The following is a 17,371-nucleotide window of genomic DNA, read 5'->3' as shown; positions in this document are numbered from 1 at the left end:
GCCGATGGAAAGGGCCGGCTCCCGCTCCCTCCCCACTCCCGGCATGATCCTAATCGCCCGATTAGATGCCCAGTGTTCTATGTAGATCTATTTGGGTGATGTTGGGATGCATGCGGGCGTGCAGACACGGGCGGCACGGTAGGTAGCCAGTCATGGCCACTCCCCCCGATCCGTCACCGGATACCGCAACGGCGAGCCGTGAATCGCTGGCCCACCGCAAGGGCTACGACGAGCGCTTCCTCGGGCCGGCTGTGCCGCTGCCCCGGCCGACCGATCCGGGCATCGAAACGGTGATCCTGCCCTACACGCACTTCAGCGTGGTGTTCCGTCCGGACCGGCGCCTGGCAACGGCCACGGCTGTTGCGATCAACGGCGGCGAGCTGATGGACGTGGACCGCAACGACAACTGGCGTTTCGACCCCCGCCTTCCCGAGAGCCAGCAGGCCGGGCATGCGGTGTACAAGGACAACCCGCTGGACAAAGGACACCTGGTGCGCAGGCTCGATCCGGTATGGGGTCAGGCGCCGGAAGCAACCGTGGCCAACGGTGACACGTTCCACTACACCAACGCTGCTCCGCAGATGGACATCTTCAACCAGGGCAAGGAACTGTGGCAGGGGCTGGAAAACTTCCTCCTCGATCACGCCGGGCAGTTCGACCGCAAGCTGACGGTGTTCACCGGAGCAGTCCTTGAGGACTCCGATCCGCCGTACCGGGGCATCCAGGTCCCTCTTCGCTTCTGGAAGGTCGCCGGTTTCCTGCAGGACGGCGACTTGGCGTCCACCGCGTACGTCCTGGACCAAAGCCCCGACCTCAGCAAAGACGCTGCCGCCCGGGCCCTGGACGAAGCGGCCAGAGCCGGCGATCCCCCACCGCTGGGCGCCTTCCGCACCTTCCAGGTACCGGTCGCCGACGTCGCAGACATCACCGGACTGGACCTGGGCCCCCTGCCGGCCGCCGACCGCCTGCCTGCCGGGGCCCGCGCCGCCAAGCGCTGGACACAGCTGGAATCGTTCGACGACATCGTCGTATAGGGCCCCGCAGACTCGCCGGGCCTGGTGTCCTGGAGATCCGCAGGGCAACCGGCCGCCCGTGCACGCCACGGGTTGCCATTCCTTGGCGGGAGCACGGACGGCCGCTGCCCCGTACAGCGGGCGACCCGACGCTCGGCCCCGACCGGTACGCGGAAGAGGACGAGGCGCTCGCCGGTCTCGCCGCCGGGCACCACGACCTCTCGATCGGCACCATCCGGCCGCGTTAACCGGCTGCTCCTGCGGACGCAGACGCATGACCCCAGGCCGCGTCGATGGCAGTACGCCGGGTAACGCCGAACGGCGGCCCGGGCAAGCGCCCACCACGCATTCGTATCGGACAGTGGCTCCAACCGGCGCCGCCGGCGCCGGACCGTCCGTGACCAGAACCGACTGCCGACGCCCTGCCCCGCCGTTCGCCTTGCGTGAGCACCTGTTGGTGCACCGCCGCGACAGCGCCGGCACAGCCTCGTCCGACGAGGGGCATGGCACGGGTCGCGAGGTCCCGTGCCCGCGGGCCCGGCCGCCGCCACGGTGGTGCTGTCGGCACACAACACCACCCTTGGCCGGGCCGGGAGCACCCGGGTGCCCCGGCAAGCAGCCCGGAATACGGCTCGTTCCCCGGCCATCGCCCGTACTGCCGGCGCCCTGGTGACCTTGACCCGCGCGAACAGACCCCCTGGCCCCGTACCCGGATCGTCCCCTGCGACCTCCCCATACGATCACCGCCTGGCTTTACTTGGGGCGCCCCGGCAGATGAGGCCGTCAGCCAGGAAAGGCCCCTGCGAAAGGCACCGAGCCGTGGGGGGGCGTCGTTCTCCCGCCGGGGGTGGCGACGCTGAGTTGCGGGCCTTGCTACCCGGTGCGACGGTGTAGCGGGGGCAACGCCGACTGCCTGGCAACCGACAGCCTTGCAGGTCACGGCATCACGCGTCGACACGCGGCTGAACCGCTCCCCGCCACCCACCCTTGGCGCCTGACGACCCGTGAATCGGCGTGCCCCCATCCAGCCGGGGGGAAGCACACAGAAAGCGGGAAGAACCAATGGCGAACGGCCCCATGGACAGGCGTGCCTTCGGCGAACAGCCCCATCGGCCCAACGGCCCCGGTATAGGTCAAGGCGCTGAGTACACCGGCCGCTACGTGGTCCTGCTCGACCCGAGCAACCAGGAAAACGGACTGAACGCACTGCGATCGGCCGCCGACATCGCGCCTGTCGAACGCGTTCGAGGAACGGAGACCGGGAATGTCTCCGAACTCCTCGAGCGCCCCGACGTCTCGGTACTCTTCGAGGAACTCGGCGCCGCCGTCGTCGAGGTACGGCCCGAGCAGCGCCACGCACTGGTGACCACGGCCGAGGCGGAGCCCTCGATCATCGCGGCGGAGCCGGAACGCATGGTCTACGCCTTGCCGATCACCGCCCCGCAGCAGGCACCGACCGAATTCTTCCCCGCCTACCGCAGCGACGAAGACGTGGTCGCCCGCCACACCAGGGCCGAAGTCGCCGCCGTCCAGGGCCCGGCCTGGGACGAGCAGCAGTGGACCTGGGGCCTGCAGGCAATCCGGGCCAACCTGTCCAGCCTGACCGGACGCGATGTGAAGATCGCTGTCCTGGACACTGGCGTGGACACCGACCACCCGGACCTGGCCGGACGCATCGAGGCGACAGCCTCGTTCGTGCCCGGCGAAATCGTCGAGGACGGCCACGGCCACGGAACACACTGCATCGGCACCGCCGCCGGCCCGGCCAACCCCCAGCAAGGACCCCGCTACGGCGTGGCCTGCGAAGCCCGGATCCTCGCAGCGAAGGTCCTCAGCAACGCAGGCAGCGGCACCGACGGCCAGATCCTGGCCGGCATGGCCTGGGCCGTCGCCCACGGCGCGCGAGTGATCTCCATGTCGCTCGGCGCACGAGTCCAACCCGGTGAGCTCTTCCCGCAGACATACGAGAAACTGGCCCAGCGCGCACTCGAACGCGGGACGGTCATCGTCGCAGCCGCAGGCAACGACAGCCGTCGGCCCCCGACCATCGAGCCTGTCAGCCGGCCCGCCAACTGCCCCTCCATCCTCGCGGTGGCCGCCCTCGACAAGGGCCTCACACCGGCGTTCTTCTCCAACGGTGCCATCAACGGCCAGGGGGGCGAGATCAACATCGCCGCGCCCGGCTGGCAGGTGCGCTCGGCTGCTCCCGGAGGCGAGTACCAGTCCATGGGCGGCACCAGCATGGCCACGCCGCACGTCGCGGGTGTCCTCGCACTCCTCGCCCAGGCGAACCCCAACGCTTCCGCGGCCGACCTCGTGGCCAGCCTCAAATCCGGCGCCTTCCCGCTGACGCAACCCGTCAGGGACATCGGCGCGGGCCTCCTCCAGGCCCCGTGAACAAGTCGTCCCAGTCCGCGCCGGTCGGGGTCATCCTCGCGGTCGACCCCGACCGGTTCGCAGACGTGGTCATAGCCTTGAGGCAGGCCGGACTGACCATCACCAGCCAACAACCAATCCTCGGCACCCTCTCCGGCACCATCACAGAGAACCGGATACCCGCCCTGCAAGCAATCGACGGCGTCGAATCCCTCGACCGGGAACGCACCACCGAACTACCACCCCCCCAATCCCCCATCCAGTGAGCCCAAGGAAAGCCGTAATCGTTCCGGGGTCACCGGCCAGAAGCCGTGGGCGCACTCCCGGCACGGTCAGAAGGTGGCTGCGGATCTGGGAGCCGGTGAGGCGCTGGTGCAAGTGCTCGTCGAGATAACCGCTCAGCTGCCTGACGATCACTTCCGGGTCCCCGACGAACAGCAGCTCGTACTCGGAGACCACCAGGCGGCGCAAGGCTTCCGGTGAGTAGTGCTCCACGTACACGGCCTGCAGATACCGCCAGCCGACCTCCCGGTCGACCGGCGGGGGAGGCCGGCATCTGGCGCCCACTCTCGGAGCGATCCGTCGCTGCGCTCGCTCAGGCCTTGACCGCCTCGGTCTTGCCCAGTGCTCTGCTCAACCTCATGCACAGGGCGGTCACCGACAGCATCGGCTTCCGCCGGTACGGACACAACAGGTCTCGAACGGCACGGTTGGTGTGGCAGGCCGTAAGCAGTACCCCCGTGGAGCACCCCGTCGAGGCCGTTGTGACGGTCAAGCTCCCCGAGGTCTACGGCTCCACCCCCACAGCTCCGATTGCGAACGTCACCATCGACGTCATCTCCCGGGTCCGGCGCTACGCCGAAACCCTTGAGCGCGTGCCGGAGGACTACCGGTACCCAGTACCAGACCTGGCGGCGTTGTTCGACGGTATCCTGGAGACCGCCGTCAGCCGTGATGTCGTCACGGAACTCGCCCGTATCACTGACATCGACACCGCCCTGGTAGCGCAGCCCCGTGAACTCCACCTTGCCGCGGACCGGCAGGTGGCCCACCTGCTACACGAGGAAGGGCTGCGACAGGTCCCGAATGTCGGCGCGCCAACCCCGCCCTGGACCTGCGCCTCGCCGCCGAGCGCCAGGAACAGGTGGACGACTGGCTGCGCCAGCTCGGTCTGGACGCCGGCTTGAACGGCATGGAAGCGCTGTTGGAGCGCTACCGAGCCACGCCCACACCGGCGGCATAGCTCCCTTCGGAAGAGCTATAGCCCCGCGATGCGTCTGCGGGCCCAAGTACGGCGGCTACTCAGGTCGACACGCCACTTCTCACCAGATCGCCGGTGGCTGTCACCGGGCTCTGATGCTGAACCGGCCGCCGGCCCGCAGACGGCGTCCCAGCTGGTGATCTGTGTGAGGCAGAGTGCGGGCAGGGCGGCACACGGTATTTACTGCGGCGGCGGGGAGAACCGATACAAGTGGCCCCTGTCCGCCAACTTCCTGCCTGCTGACGATCAGCCTGAAATGATGAAGGTCATGGACGCAGTGATTGCCATCAAGGGTGCCGACGAGGTCGGGGAGTTGGCCGCGCTTGCCGGTTGGCTCCGCGCGGAGCGCGAGTTGCAGGGCGCAGTCCAGCTCGTGCGCAAGGACATTGCAGAAGGGGAGCTGGGCAGCGGGCTTGATGTGGTCAGCGTCGCTGTGGGTTCCGGCGGTGTCGGCGTGGCGTTGGCCCAATCACTGGTCGCGTGGCTCCGCACCCGGCGTTCAGACGTCAAGGTGACCGTCACCGCCAATGGCCGCACGGTCGAGGTCGATGCCCGGCGCGTCAGCGATCCCACGGCTCTGATCACCCGAGTGCTGGACAGCAACGATGACGCCGGGAACTGATCGAATCGAGCGGCCCGGCTCCCGTGCCGTGCTCATCGGTGTCTCCACCTACCAGGATCCGGCTTTCCCGTTCGTGCCTGCCGCCGAGAAGAGCCTGCGGGGCGTGCACCAGATGCTCGTCGACCAGGAGTTGGGCGGCTGGTCCGTCGACCAAGTCTTTCCCATCCTAAATCCGGACGATTGCCGTCGTGTGATGCGCGATCTGCGCCACCATGCTCTGAACACCACCGGTGTGCTGCTGGTGTACTTCGTGGGACACGGCACCCTCACCACGAAAGGGGATCTCGTACTCGCCGTGAGCGACACCGTCGCCGACGAACCGGACATCACCGGACTGGAGTACGAGAAGATCCGAAGCGTTCTACACGAAAGCCCCGCCCGGGTCAAAGCCGTTGTGCTCGACTGCTGCTACTCCGGTCGCATTATCAAGGTCCTCGGTGGGGATCAACAGCACTTGGCCAATATCACTGATGTGCAAGGCACTTACACCCTTACAGCGGCCGACCTCGCCGCAGACGCAGGGCAAGACGACACCTGTACGCCCTTCACCGGGGAACTACTCGATCTGATTGGCGCGGGGGTCGCGGGCGGTCCGCCTGTGCTCACCTTCGCGGATGTGTATCCCCGCCTGAGGCAGAGGCTGCTCGCCCATGGCCTCCCGCGCCCCAACCAGCGCGGCACGGATACCGCCGACAAATGTCCCGTGGCCAAGAACGCGTCCGGCAAGACCGTGAATGCCAGGCAGGTAGTACCCTCGGCCCGCCTTAGAGCATCTGATCCGCCCGTGCCCATGGAATCCCCGGCACCGCCGCTCACACGCTCGATGAGCGGCATACAGCACTCACCCGGGCCGGACGGTCCGTTCAGCATCTCGTGGACGGGAAAGGAGCCGCTGTCCGCCTATGCCGATACTCGGCCGCTGCGTGTCCGGGTCAATGCGTTAGCGATCACGTTGGCTGTGGCGCTGGTGGGTGTCTTCCTCTTGCTGGCGCTGGTGGGGCCAGACGAGATATTTACGTCCGAGCCCGGACATCCCGGCGGATGGATGGTCATGTTCATGATATTCGGCGGCATCGGAGTGTTTGCACTCGGAATGCTCCTCCTTGTCGTCGTGATGATGTGCCCCCTTGGCAAGTCCTCTTGGTCCCTGGAGATTGGGCGGCCGGGCATCAGGACTACCGGCGGCTTCGGCAAACATGAGTACCGATGGAGCCATGTGCAGACGTTCATCGTCGAGGAAGTCCTCGGCAGCGGGGGGGTGCACGGATGCAGCACCGGACTCCACGTGAAATTCATGGGGGGCGCTGAGCGCTCGACTCATCCCCGTCCGGCAGGGTGGCCGTACCTAATACGTCCCCTTGCCCGTGCCGGAATGGTCCCTATCTGCGCTTTCGGGCCGATGACGGACCAGCAGCGGGCCGCACTGAACGAAGCCCTCGCCCGGTACGGTCAGGGTAAGAACGACGCCGACGCCTGGGGTGAATAGGGGGCCGAGTGGCCGTTCCGTGCAGGGCTCAACGGGTCGGCTGTACCTCTCACGCTCATACGCTGCCGGCGGTCAGGCGGCTTATTCGAAGCCGACGGTGGTGAAGTCCTGATCGTGGAGCGGGGTGAAGTCGACGTCGGGCTTCGGGTCGTAGGCGTCGGGCTGGATGCTCCACGCCCTGGGCGCCTACACCGTCACCCTCCTAAACCGTGGCGACACGCCCTCCGCCGCTTCGAAGAACGTGCGGCTGTCCGCGAGAGGCTGCGTTTGGCTCATCAACTACGGAGGCGCTGGCTGCGACTCGCCGACCAGTCCCGGAAGGACGAATGCGTCACTGTCATCGACGTGCCACCGTCAGCTAGAGGAGGTCTGGTGCCTCTGTGGCAGGGCGTTTGCGTGTGGCTTGAGTGCACTGTCCAGCAGTCCAGCGTGCCGGGTTGGTGCGTTGGGCTGCACTCGCATGACGTGCACTATGTGGTCGCGCACGGCAGCGTTGCGCAGGCTGCCGGACTGCTGCCACGCAGGATATCGAGCAGGCCGGGACTGGACGTCTCCTGCAGAGCCTCAATCATTTCCAGTTCTTCGATGTCGACGATTTCTGCTGGATCGGTATCCGGCTTCTCGAACGGTCCTCTCGCCCGTGCGCGTTCCGTGCATCTGTCGTGCGATCCGCTTGGTTTTCGTGTTGATGCCCTCGGTGGGGCCGTTGCTGTACGGAAGCGTGAGCGCGGCGATCGCCGCGTCCCGGTCTCGCACCAGACCCCGGGCGAAGGAGTGCAGATGGGGCAGATCGGTTGCGCGGACCTGGACGATCCAGCGCGAGAGCCCGTCCGCGTTTCCTTCACGAGGTGTCAGGAGCTGGGCGAATTCCGCGATGTGGGCGACCAGTTGGGTCATCTCGGGGCAGGCTGCGGTGAGCCGTGTCAGGAGGTCCTGATGGTCGGTCTTGAGGTTGTCGGGCCTGGTGAGGAGCATCCGTGCGAGCCGACGCGGGGAGATGTGGCTGCGATCGGCGTCCGCCCGGCCTTGGTTGATGTACTTGTAAAGCAGGTTGAGGCAGCCCTCGTAGCCGAGGGCCTTGATCTCTTCGAAGAGGTGCTTGACGGGGACGGCGGGGTCCTCGGCTCGGCGTTTTCGCAGGTGCTCGCGGTAGGGTTCGACGAGGCCGGCGCGGTATTTAGGGACGCGGAGCATCCGCTCGGGCCGGTCGGCTCGTGCGTAGCGTTTGATGGTGTTCAGGGCCAGCTGTAGACGGCGGGCGCATTCGAGCAGGCCCACTCCCTGGTCGAGCAGGTCATGAATCTGGTGCCAGCGTTCCAGGGTGGTTCGGGCCCGTGGCCCGTCATAGATGGGTGCGTCCAGTACGGTGGCCCAGCAGCTGCTGTGCGCCTTCACCTCGCTGGGGGCGGCCTCGCAACAGGTTGTGCCACAGATGCCACCTGTCGGCGACCTGCACCGCGTCGGGCAGGGCGCGGCGGATGGCCTCGGCATACGTCGCGGAGCCGTCGCGACACACGACTTCGACGTCCGGGTGCTCGCGCAGCCACGCTTCCAGCGTGCTGGCCGTGCGGTCAGGCAGAACGTCGATCCGCTCATGCGTCTCGGCGTCGATCACCACGGTGGCATTGCGATGACGCCGGCGCAGGGCGAAATCCTCGACGCCGATCACACGAGGCGTCCGCCCGGTGGGCAACGGGATACGCAGCAGGGTGCGCAGGGCGGTGTGACGGGACAGGCCCACCGCGAGTATCGCCAGCAAACGTGATCCCGCTCGGCCCGCTGACTCTTTGACCACGGCCTTGACCTGCCTGGTCAGACGGGCCGTGCGTCGCTGGTCGCTCCAGCACCCCGGGCACCTGTTCACGAAAGGTGTGGCGGCAGCCTCGCGTGGGGCACACCAGACGCCGAACCCGCACACGGACCACCACCCGTCGCCCGTCGACCGGAACGTCGGCGACCGTCCGCCAGTAATAGCCGTGCACCCGACCCGACGAGGCCCCGCACACCTGGCAGACCGCGGTGTCCAACGGCGTCCGGGCCCGCACCACAATCCGCTCACCCTCGTCGGCCACATCCTCCATGACCAGCGGAGGCAGACCCGAAAACACCATCTGCACAAGCTCGTTGACATCCATCACATGAAAATCAACGACCCTCACAACTCTCCGTCACCACCGAATGTGAGACAGAGCCGTTCTTTGTACAGTCCCCCGGCAACGGCGGTCAGACGAGAGGCAGGCCAGTGATCGCGCCGATCATCTCGGCGGCGCGGGTACTCGCGTCACTGGGGCGCAGCCGTCCGGCGAGGACAGCCTCGAGCATCGCGTGGAGCTGTGCGGAGACGCGAGCGTAAGGGGGTGTGGACGGACGCACAACGGCGTGCTCGAGTATGGCCCCCGTTACTTTGAGGAACTGCGACTCACCGGCGGCTTGGTCGAGCGCGGTACGTCGTGGGGCGATCTGCCAAGTCGACTGGGACATTCGCTCCATGGCTTCGACAGACGTGACGGCGCGGAGCACCCGCCTGGCCAACTGCGGAGATGATGCCTGCCTGAAGATTCCATAGACCATACCTCCGGCGAGGGCGGCCGAGTTGCCGCGTGGCCCGGCGGGCATGGCGATGAACCCGAAGTGGTCGAGTACCTCTTCCGTGGTCAGCCCGGACGCCGAACCGAGGGCCGGGGCGTCGTAGCTGCCTCCGAAGGCCAGACAGGCCTTGCCGTGCGCGAGCTGCTGAATCGGGTGATGACGCTCATAGGTGACCACCTCGGCGGGGATGATGCCCTCGTCCAGAAGCTGCCGTAGGAACGTCAGGCATTCGGTGGTCGCCGCCGTGTCCAAGGTGACGACGTCGTGGCCGAGGACGGTGGCCCCGTTCGAGGCGAGCAGGGACAGCAGGCAGTACGTCGCTGTCTCCCCCGCGCGGGAGCCGCCCGGCAGCGTCAACGGGACGGCATGGCCGCGCTCGGCCAGTGCCCGGCCGAGCGCGGCAAGCTCATCCCAGGTCTGCGGTGGTTCGTGTCCGACGGCAACAAGATCGTCCCGCCGGTACCACAGCCCGGCGACGTCGGCCTCGGCCTGCACCGCGACGAGCTGGCCATCGAACCGGTTCGCCGACCGGAACGGCTCGACGAAGTCCTGGTCGTACTCGTTGCGGACCCACTCCGCATCGAGCTCCTCCAAAGTGGTCAGGAAGCCGGAGGATGCGAACTCGTGCACCCACACCGAGTCCAGGACCGCCAGATCGGGGCCTTGGCCTTCAGCAACGGTTCGCACCAGCGCCTGGCGCAGATCGGACAGACCTACCTGGACGACGTCCAGCGTGATGTCCGGCGGTGCGGCCTCCCGCAGGAGGGCTTCCCAGCTACCCTCCGGAACTATGACGCGGACCTCGCGGCGAGAGCCGTGCGGCGGCACCCAGTCAGGGTTCACGAAGGAGCCGTGCCGGCGGCGGCGTAGCACCACCCCTTCTTCGGCCAGCTCCGACAGAGCCCGGTTGACCGGGGTCCGGCTGATGTTGTATAGGGAACACAGCTCCTGTTCCGTGGGCAGGCGGCCCTCGGGACCGTACACTCCGTCGATGATCCCCTGCAGGAGCAGCGTTTTGAGCTGGACGTATACCGGCAGCCCCTGACTCGGATCGATCGCCGGGCACATTAACGTCTCCTCCTGTCAGGGTCTTCTCCCCTGCCCGGCCCTCGCAGTGCCCTCATCGACCAGGTGCGGCGCTCGTGCGCCATCTGCAGGCTCGGATCCGTGCATCGGATCCGGCCGCGGAGAAGGTCTCGGCTTGCGAGTCCGTGCAGGTTCACTTCGGATTGTTTATATCAAGGTGCAGCAGACCCATCACCGCTGCGGGCCAGGCGAACCAGTGGCGGGCGAGCCAGCCGCCGGTGTCCTCACGGTAGGTCTCGGGCAGCAGGCCGTCCACCTCGGCTACCAGGTCCAGCCGGTCCAGCACCGCGGTGGCGCGCGCCTCGTCCCCGGTCGCGTGGGCGAAGACCAGTTCCTGAGCGTCACCCAGCGTCCACGTGCCGGGTGTGTGCGCTGATCCGAGTCCTCCGTACTGTCCGCTGACGTAGCCGGGATTGTGTTCGGAGAGTGCAAAGCGCATGGTGGCGACCCAGTGGTCATCGCTCGGGGAGCAGAAGCCCCACTGCGGTGCGAACGCGGTCGGTAGGTCGTTGGCGTCGTGGTAGAGCCGGTACTGCCCGGCGCCATCGCTCTCGTAGGCCCACTGCTTCCCGAACGGGCCGTCACAAGTGAAATTCCGGTGGATGGCGGCGTGCACCTCATCAGCCACCGGGGCCAGTTGGAGAGCCTCGAGTCCCAGCTCAGCCGACCAGGGCGCGAGTTGTGCGGCCGTATGCCAGAACAGGATCTGGGAGGATAGAGAGAAGGGGAGTTCGCTCGGGTCGTCCGCCGGGTTCTCGCTGCCGGCCAACAGCCCGTCCGGTCCCTGCCTGGGCAGGTCGTGCCAGACCTCGGCGACCAGTTTCCCCCATTGCCTCGCTGTATCAGTGTGCCGGTCGTCCCCGGGGGGTGCGGGCCAGCCACCGGTGACCCTGCGGTAGTCGGCGAGTTCCAGGAGCGGATAGAGCTGCTGGTCGGCTTGGACCGCGAGGTCCTTGGGCCGGCCGTCCGGCAGATGGCTGCGCATCCACGGATGTCCGGGGGTCCTCCCTCGGCCCCACAACCAGCGCAGATGCGCGCCGACGACGTCCGTGACGTCCTGGGTCCGCGGGGCGGCGTGCAGCAGGAGCAGGGCCTGGTAGTACGCGTCGCGGGTCCAGCTCAGGGGCAGCAGTCGGTGGTCGGTGAGGATGGTGCGCTCGTCGTGGCCGACGTCCAGAGCGGTGCAGCCGAGGATGTACCGTACGGCGCCGTTCGCTATCCGCTCCAGCGCGCCGGGGCTCTCGCCTCGCGTAATCCGCGGTGCCGTGACCGCGGGGCGCCGCCCGCCTGGCCAGGCGGGCGAGTCCAGGGAGACCGAGACCGTGATCTCCAGGTCTTCCGGCTCGTCCCCGCTCGACCGGATCTCCAGGAGGGCGCCTGACTCGGCTGATGTCCAATCACCAGTCGGTGCCTGCACGGATATCCGGGCGGAGCACGAAAGACGGGGCGCGCGAAGCTCGAGTTCGGCGCCCTGCGCGACCGCTGTGGTGTGCACCTCAAGGGGGGCGGGCGGATTGACCTCGGTGATCTCCGCAAGTGCACACCGGTCGAGCCGTCCGCCGAACCGCAGCACAGCGTGCACGCCGGGGGCCTCGACCCGCAGGCGGTACTGCTGCACGAATTCCTGCCGGTCCGGCAGCGCCCACGCGGTCGCCGAGCAGGACCAGCCATTTCCGCGCCGCTGCCAGACGAGCCTGCCGGCGGCGTCCACGCCGGCACGCCGTTCCGACACGCTTTCAGCGGGCAGCTCCAGACGCAGGAATGCGGAGCTGTCCTCGGTCAACCGGCCGCGGTAACGCCGGACCGCGGGGGCATCCCCACGCCATTCCTCGTCGAAGGGCTGTGCGCCGGACAGCTCCACGAAGCCGTGAACCGGGTGCGGCGCGCCTACCGACAGCCACGACCCGTCGCCGCCGAAGGACGCGGCAACAAGCCCATTACCCACATCGAGCGGTTTGCGCAGCTCTGCGGCCACGGTGGTCTCCTCGTGGGCCTTGGTGACCTTAATCATCGGCCCACCACCGGCGAGGTTCCCAGCCGGTGCACCGCATCGGCCTGGTACAGGTCGGCCAGCCGCATGCCCAGCGCCGGCTCCTGCTGCCGTTCACGATCGATCGCGGACAGGTCGATACTCACCCGCAGCACGCTTTCCTCCGGACCGGCCTCGGCCAGAACGGCTCCAGCGGGGTCGACGATCAAGGATCGTCCACTGAAACCGCTGCCGGTGAGGTTGCAGGCGACCACGAAGATCTGGTTGTCCTGAGCGCGTGCCCTGGTCCGCAGGGTCAGCAGATACTCGTAGCCGATGGGTACCGCCGACGGGATGACCAGGATCTGCGTCCCGGCCAGGGCCAGTGTCGTGGCGAGCTCGGGAAACGCGTGCTCGAAGCAGATGAGCGGGCCAATCCGGCCGGCGGGGGTGTCGACGGTGACCAGCCCCTCACCCGCCGCAAACCTGGGCAGCTCATTGGGGTAGAGGTGGGTCTTGCGGAAGGGGTGCACCGTGCCGTCCGGGAGCACCATGGCCGCGGTGTCGTACAGGACGTCGCCGTCCCGCTCCAGCAAGCCCAGCACGACCGTGGTGCCGAGTTGCGCGGCGACCTCCGCCACAGCGGTCACGGTGGGACCGTCCAGCGGTTCGGCAAGCTCGCGACCCCGCTCGTCGATCATCGTGAGGTCGTATCCGGTGGTGACCAGCTCGGGCGTCACCACCAGACCGGCGCCGGGAGCGTGCGCGCGAAGTGCTTCCAGGAGTCGCTCCACATTGCCGGTGACGTCTCCCGGCTTGGCCGCCAGCTGCAGGGCGACGACGTCGAGTGCACTCATCCTTTGACTCCTCCCGCGAACAGTCCGCGCACGTAGTACCGATTCAGAACAGTGAAGACCAGCAGTGGCGGCAGAATCGCGATGATCGAACCGGCGGAGACCAGGTTCTGCTGGGCCAGGTGGGGGGACTGCAGGTTTGCCAGGCCCACCGTGAGCGGCTGATGGTCACGGTCGAGCAGGGTGAGGCCGAGCAGCAGGTCATTCCAGACGAACACGAAATCGATGATCGCGAAGGACACCAGGCCCGGCTTGGCCAGTGGTAGCACCACGTGCCGGAGCTGCTCCATGTGCGACGCGCCGTCCAGGCGGCTGGCCTCCAGCAGCTCCTCGGGGACGTCGGCGAAGAAACTGGACATCATGAAGACCGCCCAGCCCGCGCCGAACGCGGTGTGCACCAGGATGATCCCCAGATACTGCGCTCCGCCTCCGGCGAGCCCGAGCGCCCGCAGCCAGGGCAGCAGCGGCACGAGGATGATCTGGAGCGGCACGATCATGGTGGTCAGCAGCAGGAAGTACGCCAAGCGCTTGAGGCGGAAGTCCATCCTGGCGAACGCGTACGACGCCATCGATCCGAGGACCAGCGACAATGCCACCGAGCCCAGCGTGATGACGAAGCTGCTCACCACGTACTGGGACAGTCCTTGCTCCCAGGCGCGCTGGTAATTGCCGAACGTCAGGTCGGAAAAGCCGGCACGCCACCAGCCGTCGCGCGTCTGGCTGATCGGTACGACCGAGATCATCAGCGCAGTCACCACCGGGACCAGCCACACCAGGCTGCCGACGGTCAGGGACCCGTACAGCACCGTGGTGGTCAGTCGTCCCCTTCTCATCGGGACTCCTTCCGCGGCAGCATCGATTTCAGATAGGGGAACCCGAGGACCACCAGCGCGGCGGACATCAGCACGGCGACCGCGGCCGCCTGCCCAGCCTGGGGGGTGGTGAGGTAGGCGAACGCCTCCTGCCACGGAAGCAGACCAAGGACCGTCGAGTCCGTGCCGGGGCCGCCCTGGGTCGTCACATAGACGATGTCGAACGTCCGCAGAGCGAAGATCACGCTCACCACGAAGACGATCCGCATGGGCGCCCGCAGGTGAGGCACGATCACGTGGCGCACCATCTGCACCGTCCCGGCGCCGTCCACCTTGGCGGAGTCGAGGAGCTCACTGGGTAGCGACGAGAGCCCTGCGGTGAACGTCACCACTCCATAGCCGGCGAACGCCCAGACCGCGGCGATGATGACGGCGAAGTTGACTAGGTGGATCTGCGTGAAGCCCAGGTTCAGGGTGCCGATGTCGGAGAGCCACTGGCCGGTGCGCAGGTGCAGGGGTCCCCAGTTCAGCTGCCCGTCCAGGTGCAGCGTGTGCAGGACCGCGTTGAGCACTCCGATGTGCCGGTCGGGGTTGTAGATGAAGGTCCAGATCACGCCCGCCGCGGCCAGTGAGATGGTCATCGGAAGCACGAAGACGGTACGGAACAGCGCGGACCAGCGCCGCGCGTGCCAGATGGTGATCGCGATCAGCAGGGACACTGCCGTGACCAACAGCGGAAAGGTGATCAGCCAGAGCAGCGAGTTGAGCGCGGCGTCCCAGAACTCCCGGTCGGTCAGCGCCTGGCGATAGTTGTCCAGCCCGGCGAAGTTCCAGGTGGAGGTGTCCAGCGGTTTCCATGGCCGCAGCAGACCCCAGGTGAAGAAGCTGCTCAGCACGCTCTGAATGACGGGCCACAGATAGAACATCGCGAAGACGGCCATCAGCGGCGTCACGAACCCGTAGCCCGCTCGGCTGCCCTTCCTCGGGCTCCCGGGGCGCCGCCCCCGTCCGCCGCGCTCGGCGGACGGGGTGCGGCGCACCCGCGTCGATTGCTTGACGGTGGTGCTCATCGGCGTCTCTCAGTGCCCGGACCGGGTGTCGACCTGCTTCATCGTGGCGATGAAGCTGGTCACGTCGCGGTCGCGGACGAACTGGGCCAGCGCCTGCCGGTACTTGACCTGGATCTCCCCGCCGATCCAGTCGTCGAGGTCGTAGCCGGCCTGGTCCGAGGCGGACTTAGGCCACAGCGCAGCGGCGTTCCTGTCATTGACGTCGGGGTACGCGCTTGCCGGGACCTTGGCGTTGGGCGCGACGAATCCGCCGAGCTTGGCCCAGATCGACTGCGCCGGGGCCGAGCCGAGGTACTCCAGCAGTGCCCGGGCGGCGGCCGGATTCTTGGAGTCCTTGGCTCCCACGAAGAGGTCACCGCTCACGAACTGCGGCGCGGGCGTGTTCCCGTACGGGGGCATGAGGAAGAAGGACAGATCCTTCCCCGGCTGGAGCTTCTTGCCGCACTCCTGCGGGTCGACCAGGTTGATGAAGGCGCCCTGGTTCTCGAAGAGGTACTTGCCCGCGACCCTCGCGCAGGTGGCGTCGGAGAACGAGCTCGACAGGGCGTCGTCCGGGAAGTAGGAGCCGATCAGGTCACCGAACACCTTGAAGGACTTGACGATCCGCGGGTCGTCCCAGCCGATCTTGCCTCGGGCGAGGTCGTTGAACGCGGTTGCGCCCGCCACGCGGAGGATCACCGAGTCGGTCCACTGCGTGAGGGGCCACTGGTCCTTGCCTCCGACCGCGAAGGGCGCCACGCCCGCAGCCTTCGCCTTGTCGAGGACTGCGGTGAACTCCGGCCACGTCTTCGGCACCGACAGCTTGAGCTTGGCCAGTTGCTTCGGGTCGTACCAGATCAGGGCGTTGACGTTGCCCTTGAACAGGACGGCGTCGGTATGCCCGTCAGATCCTTGGGCGATGTCCCGCAGCGACGGCGCGTACTCCCCATCCGCGACCCACTTGTCCCAGGTCGAGTCGAGGTTCATCAGCAGTCCTTGCTGGGAGAACGACCGGACCAGTCCGGGCAGGGCCACGGCAACGTCCGGCGGGGATCCCTGGGCGAACTGCTGGGTCAATAGGGCCTGGCCCTGGTCGAAGGGAAGAGGTTCGACCTGGACCTTGACCGAGGGGTACTTGGCCTCGAATCCCTTGATGACGGCGGCGAAGGCATCCCCCTCACTGCCGGTCCAGTTGGTAACGACACGAAGCTTGCCTTCGACCTTTCCGCCGCTCGAAGCAATGCTGGTCGAGCTGCCGCATGCGGCCAATCCGGCGAGGAGCAGCGCTGTCGCGGCTCCGGTCACGACATGTGCGCGTCTGCCCGTCATGAAGCTCACAGGTTCCCTCCGGGTCTTCTCAGTCATCAGCGGTAAGCCGCCGGAAGCATTTGTCATTGTGGAGTGACGAATGGGGTGCGGCCCAGACTGAAGGAGTGCTTCCGGATCTGTCAACCCCCTCCAGCTAGGAGAAGCCGAGCACCGGAGAACGGTGGAGCAGTCATGGCACCGTCGTCGTGGGTGCCGGGCTGCTGGGCCACCGGGCTGGGCGGGCAGCCAGTGGGAGGTATCCTCTTGCGGCTCGTCCTGGGGCGAACGCTCGGTGTTCGACGTCGGGACACGTCAGCCTTCCCGCCCCCTCCGCACCATCGGCAGGCTCGCCGCACCGAGGGCGGGCGCCGAGCCATACCGCTCAGGCTGCGGCTACCCGCTGCTGGTGCGCTTGGACAACGTCGACGAACACCTGGCCTGCCGGCTCCACCCTGAGCGCTTTATCCGACAGGCCCTTGATGTCTACGGCAACTATTGGTCACTGCTATTGACGCCGGCAAAGGTCAAGAGCAATGCTTTCGTAGCCACATCAACCGCAAGGATCGGGCGCTTGATGGCCGGTAGGGCGTTGCGCCAATGAAATACATGGGCGCTCCAACCCGTGCCGCACCTCCCGGTCCGAAGGACCGCGCTCCTCGGCCTGACGGCCCCATTCGAGCACTCGCCCGCCCTCATCGATGAGCGCGACCGCGTCATCGTTGGGCATGCGAACGCACCTCCCTCTTCGCCCCTGCCCCACCAGGCCGACAACAAGCCCGATCAGCGGAAGGCGCCTACGACGGGGAGTAACCCGATCGAGCGGCTGACATCGTGCGGGTCGGGGGCCACCCCAAAATCGAACATGCGAGCGAATATCGAAATGCGGTCGAGCTACCGCCCTCGGGGCCGCCGGGGAGCCGCCGCCAGCGCGAGGCGGACGGACCTC

13 protein-coding genes and 1 pseudogene are annotated in these 17,371 nt (G+C 67.3%); 7 read left to right on the top strand and 7 right to left on the bottom strand.

The window, feature by feature from the left end; genetic code table 11:
- Window positions 1-152: 152 nt before the first annotated feature.
- The 7 genes from OG937_45770 to OG937_45740 all read left to right on the top strand — a co-directional run bounded on the left by OG937_45770 (window position 153) and on the right by OG937_45740 (window position 6,758).
- On the top strand, window positions 153-1,034 hold the full coding sequence (locus OG937_45770; GenBank protein ID WUD78495.1) for a DNA/RNA non-specific endonuclease: 882 nt from the start codon (window positions 153-155) through the stop codon (window positions 1,032-1,034).
- 1,056 nt (window positions 1,035-2,090) lie between these two features.
- Window positions 2,091-3,410 (top strand): S8 family serine peptidase, encoded by a 1,320-nt coding sequence (locus tag OG937_45765; protein WUD78494.1) that lies wholly within the window; start codon window positions 2,091-2,093, stop codon window positions 3,408-3,410.
- The gene (locus tag OG937_45760; GenBank protein ID WUD78493.1) at window positions 3,407-3,655 is read left to right on the top strand and encodes a hypothetical protein; all 249 of its coding nucleotides are present in this window, start codon (window positions 3,407-3,409) and stop codon (window positions 3,653-3,655) included. The genes OG937_45765 and OG937_45760 overlap by 4 nt, the downstream gene beginning before the upstream one ends.
- Window positions 3,656-3,728: 73 nt before the next feature.
- Window positions 3,729-3,872 (top strand): hypothetical protein, encoded by a 144-nt coding sequence (locus OG937_45755; GenBank protein ID WUD78492.1) that lies wholly within the window; start codon window positions 3,729-3,731, stop codon window positions 3,870-3,872.
- 257 nt (window positions 3,873-4,129) lie between these two features.
- Window positions 4,130-4,576: a hypothetical protein gene (locus OG937_45750; protein WUD78491.1), complete on the top strand. Its 447-nt coding sequence runs from the start codon at window positions 4,130-4,132 to the stop codon at window positions 4,574-4,576.
- 342 nt (window positions 4,577-4,918) lie between these two features.
- Window positions 4,919-5,272 carry a hypothetical protein gene (locus OG937_45745; protein WUD78490.1) on the top strand — a complete coding sequence of 118 codons (354 nt, stop codon included), beginning with the start codon at window positions 4,919-4,921 and terminating at the stop codon, window positions 5,270-5,272.
- On the top strand, window positions 5,256-6,758 hold the full coding sequence (locus tag OG937_45740; GenBank protein ID WUD78489.1) for a caspase family protein: 1,503 nt from the start codon (window positions 5,256-5,258) through the stop codon (window positions 6,756-6,758). The genes OG937_45745 and OG937_45740 overlap by 17 nt, the downstream gene beginning before the upstream one ends.
- A 564-nt stretch (window positions 6,759-7,322) precedes the next feature.
- Here OG937_45740 and OG937_45735 read toward each other — a convergent pair.
- The 7 genes and pseudogenes from OG937_45735 to OG937_45705 all read right to left on the bottom strand — a co-directional run bounded on the left by OG937_45735 (window position 7,323) and on the right by OG937_45705 (window position 16,446).
- Window positions 7,323-8,893: pseudogene (locus OG937_45735) on the bottom strand (ISL3 family transposase).
- A gap of 88 nt (window positions 8,894-8,981) precedes the next feature.
- Window positions 8,982-10,415: an extracellular solute-binding protein gene (locus OG937_45730; protein WUD78488.1), complete on the bottom strand. Its 1,434-nt coding sequence runs from the start codon at window positions 10,413-10,415 to the stop codon at window positions 8,982-8,984.
- A 151-nt stretch (window positions 10,416-10,566) separates the two neighbouring features.
- Window positions 10,567-12,444, bottom strand: coding sequence for a glycoside hydrolase family 125 protein (locus tag OG937_45725; protein ID WUD78487.1), 1,878 nt, complete (start codon window positions 12,442-12,444; stop codon window positions 10,567-10,569).
- Window positions 12,441-13,259 (bottom strand): carbon-nitrogen hydrolase family protein, encoded by an 819-nt coding sequence (locus OG937_45720; GenBank protein ID WUD78486.1) that lies wholly within the window; start codon window positions 13,257-13,259, stop codon window positions 12,441-12,443. Before OG937_45720 ends, OG937_45725 begins: the two co-directional genes overlap by 4 nt.
- Entirely contained in the window at window positions 13,256-14,089 is an 834-nt protein-coding gene (locus tag OG937_45715; protein WUD78485.1) for a carbohydrate ABC transporter permease, read from the bottom strand. Before OG937_45715 ends, OG937_45720 begins: the two co-directional genes overlap by 4 nt.
- Window positions 14,086-15,138, bottom strand: coding sequence for a sugar ABC transporter permease (locus OG937_45710; GenBank protein WUD78484.1), 1,053 nt, complete (start codon window positions 15,136-15,138; stop codon window positions 14,086-14,088). Before OG937_45710 ends, OG937_45715 begins: the two co-directional genes overlap by 4 nt.
- Before the next feature lie 9 nt (window positions 15,139-15,147).
- Window positions 15,148-16,446, bottom strand: coding sequence for an extracellular solute-binding protein (locus OG937_45705; protein WUD78483.1), 1,299 nt, complete (start codon window positions 16,444-16,446; stop codon window positions 15,148-15,150).
- Between the last annotated feature and the right edge of the window lie 925 nt (window positions 16,447-17,371).

The organism is Streptomyces sp. NBC_00510 (genome assembly GCA_036013505.1).
Taxonomy (GTDB): domain Bacteria; phylum Actinomycetota; class Actinomycetes; order Streptomycetales; family Streptomycetaceae; genus Actinacidiphila.
Note: the sequence above shows the minus strand (reverse complement) of the source record. Positions and strands in the feature narration are given on the sequence as shown.

What these genes read in the sequence shown, in the direction of transcription:
- OG937_45770 (WUD78495.1), top strand. Translation starts at nt 153, where the DNA reads ATGGCCACTCCCCCCGATCCGTCACCGGATACCGCAACGGCGAGCCGT.
- OG937_45765 (WUD78494.1), top strand. Translation starts at nt 2,091, where the DNA reads ATGGACAGGCGTGCCTTCGGCGAACAGCCCCATCGGCCCAACGGCCCC.
- OG937_45745 (WUD78490.1), top strand. Translation starts at nt 4,919, where the DNA reads ATGGACGCAGTGATTGCCATCAAGGGTGCCGACGAGGTCGGGGAGTTG.
- OG937_45740 (WUD78489.1), top strand. Translation starts at nt 5,256, where the DNA reads ATGACGCCGGGAACTGATCGAATCGAGCGGCCCGGCTCCCGTGCCGTG.
- OG937_45730 (WUD78488.1), bottom strand. Translation starts at nt 10,415, where the DNA reads ATGTGCCCGGCGATCGATCCGAGTCAGGGGCTGCCGGTATACGTCCAG.
- OG937_45725 (WUD78487.1), bottom strand. Translation starts at nt 12,444, where the DNA reads ATGATTAAGGTCACCAAGGCCCACGAGGAGACCACCGTGGCCGCAGAG.
- OG937_45720 (WUD78486.1), bottom strand. Translation starts at nt 13,259, where the DNA reads ATGAGTGCACTCGACGTCGTCGCCCTGCAGCTGGCGGCCAAGCCGGGA.
- OG937_45715 (WUD78485.1), bottom strand. Translation starts at nt 14,089, where the DNA reads ATGAGAAGGGGACGACTGACCACCACGGTGCTGTACGGGTCCCTGACC.
- OG937_45710 (WUD78484.1), bottom strand. Translation starts at nt 15,138, where the DNA reads ATGAGCACCACCGTCAAGCAATCGACGCGGGTGCGCCGCACCCCGTCC.
- OG937_45705 (WUD78483.1), bottom strand. Translation starts at nt 16,446, where the DNA reads ATGACGGGCAGACGCGCACATGTCGTGACCGGAGCCGCGACAGCGCTG.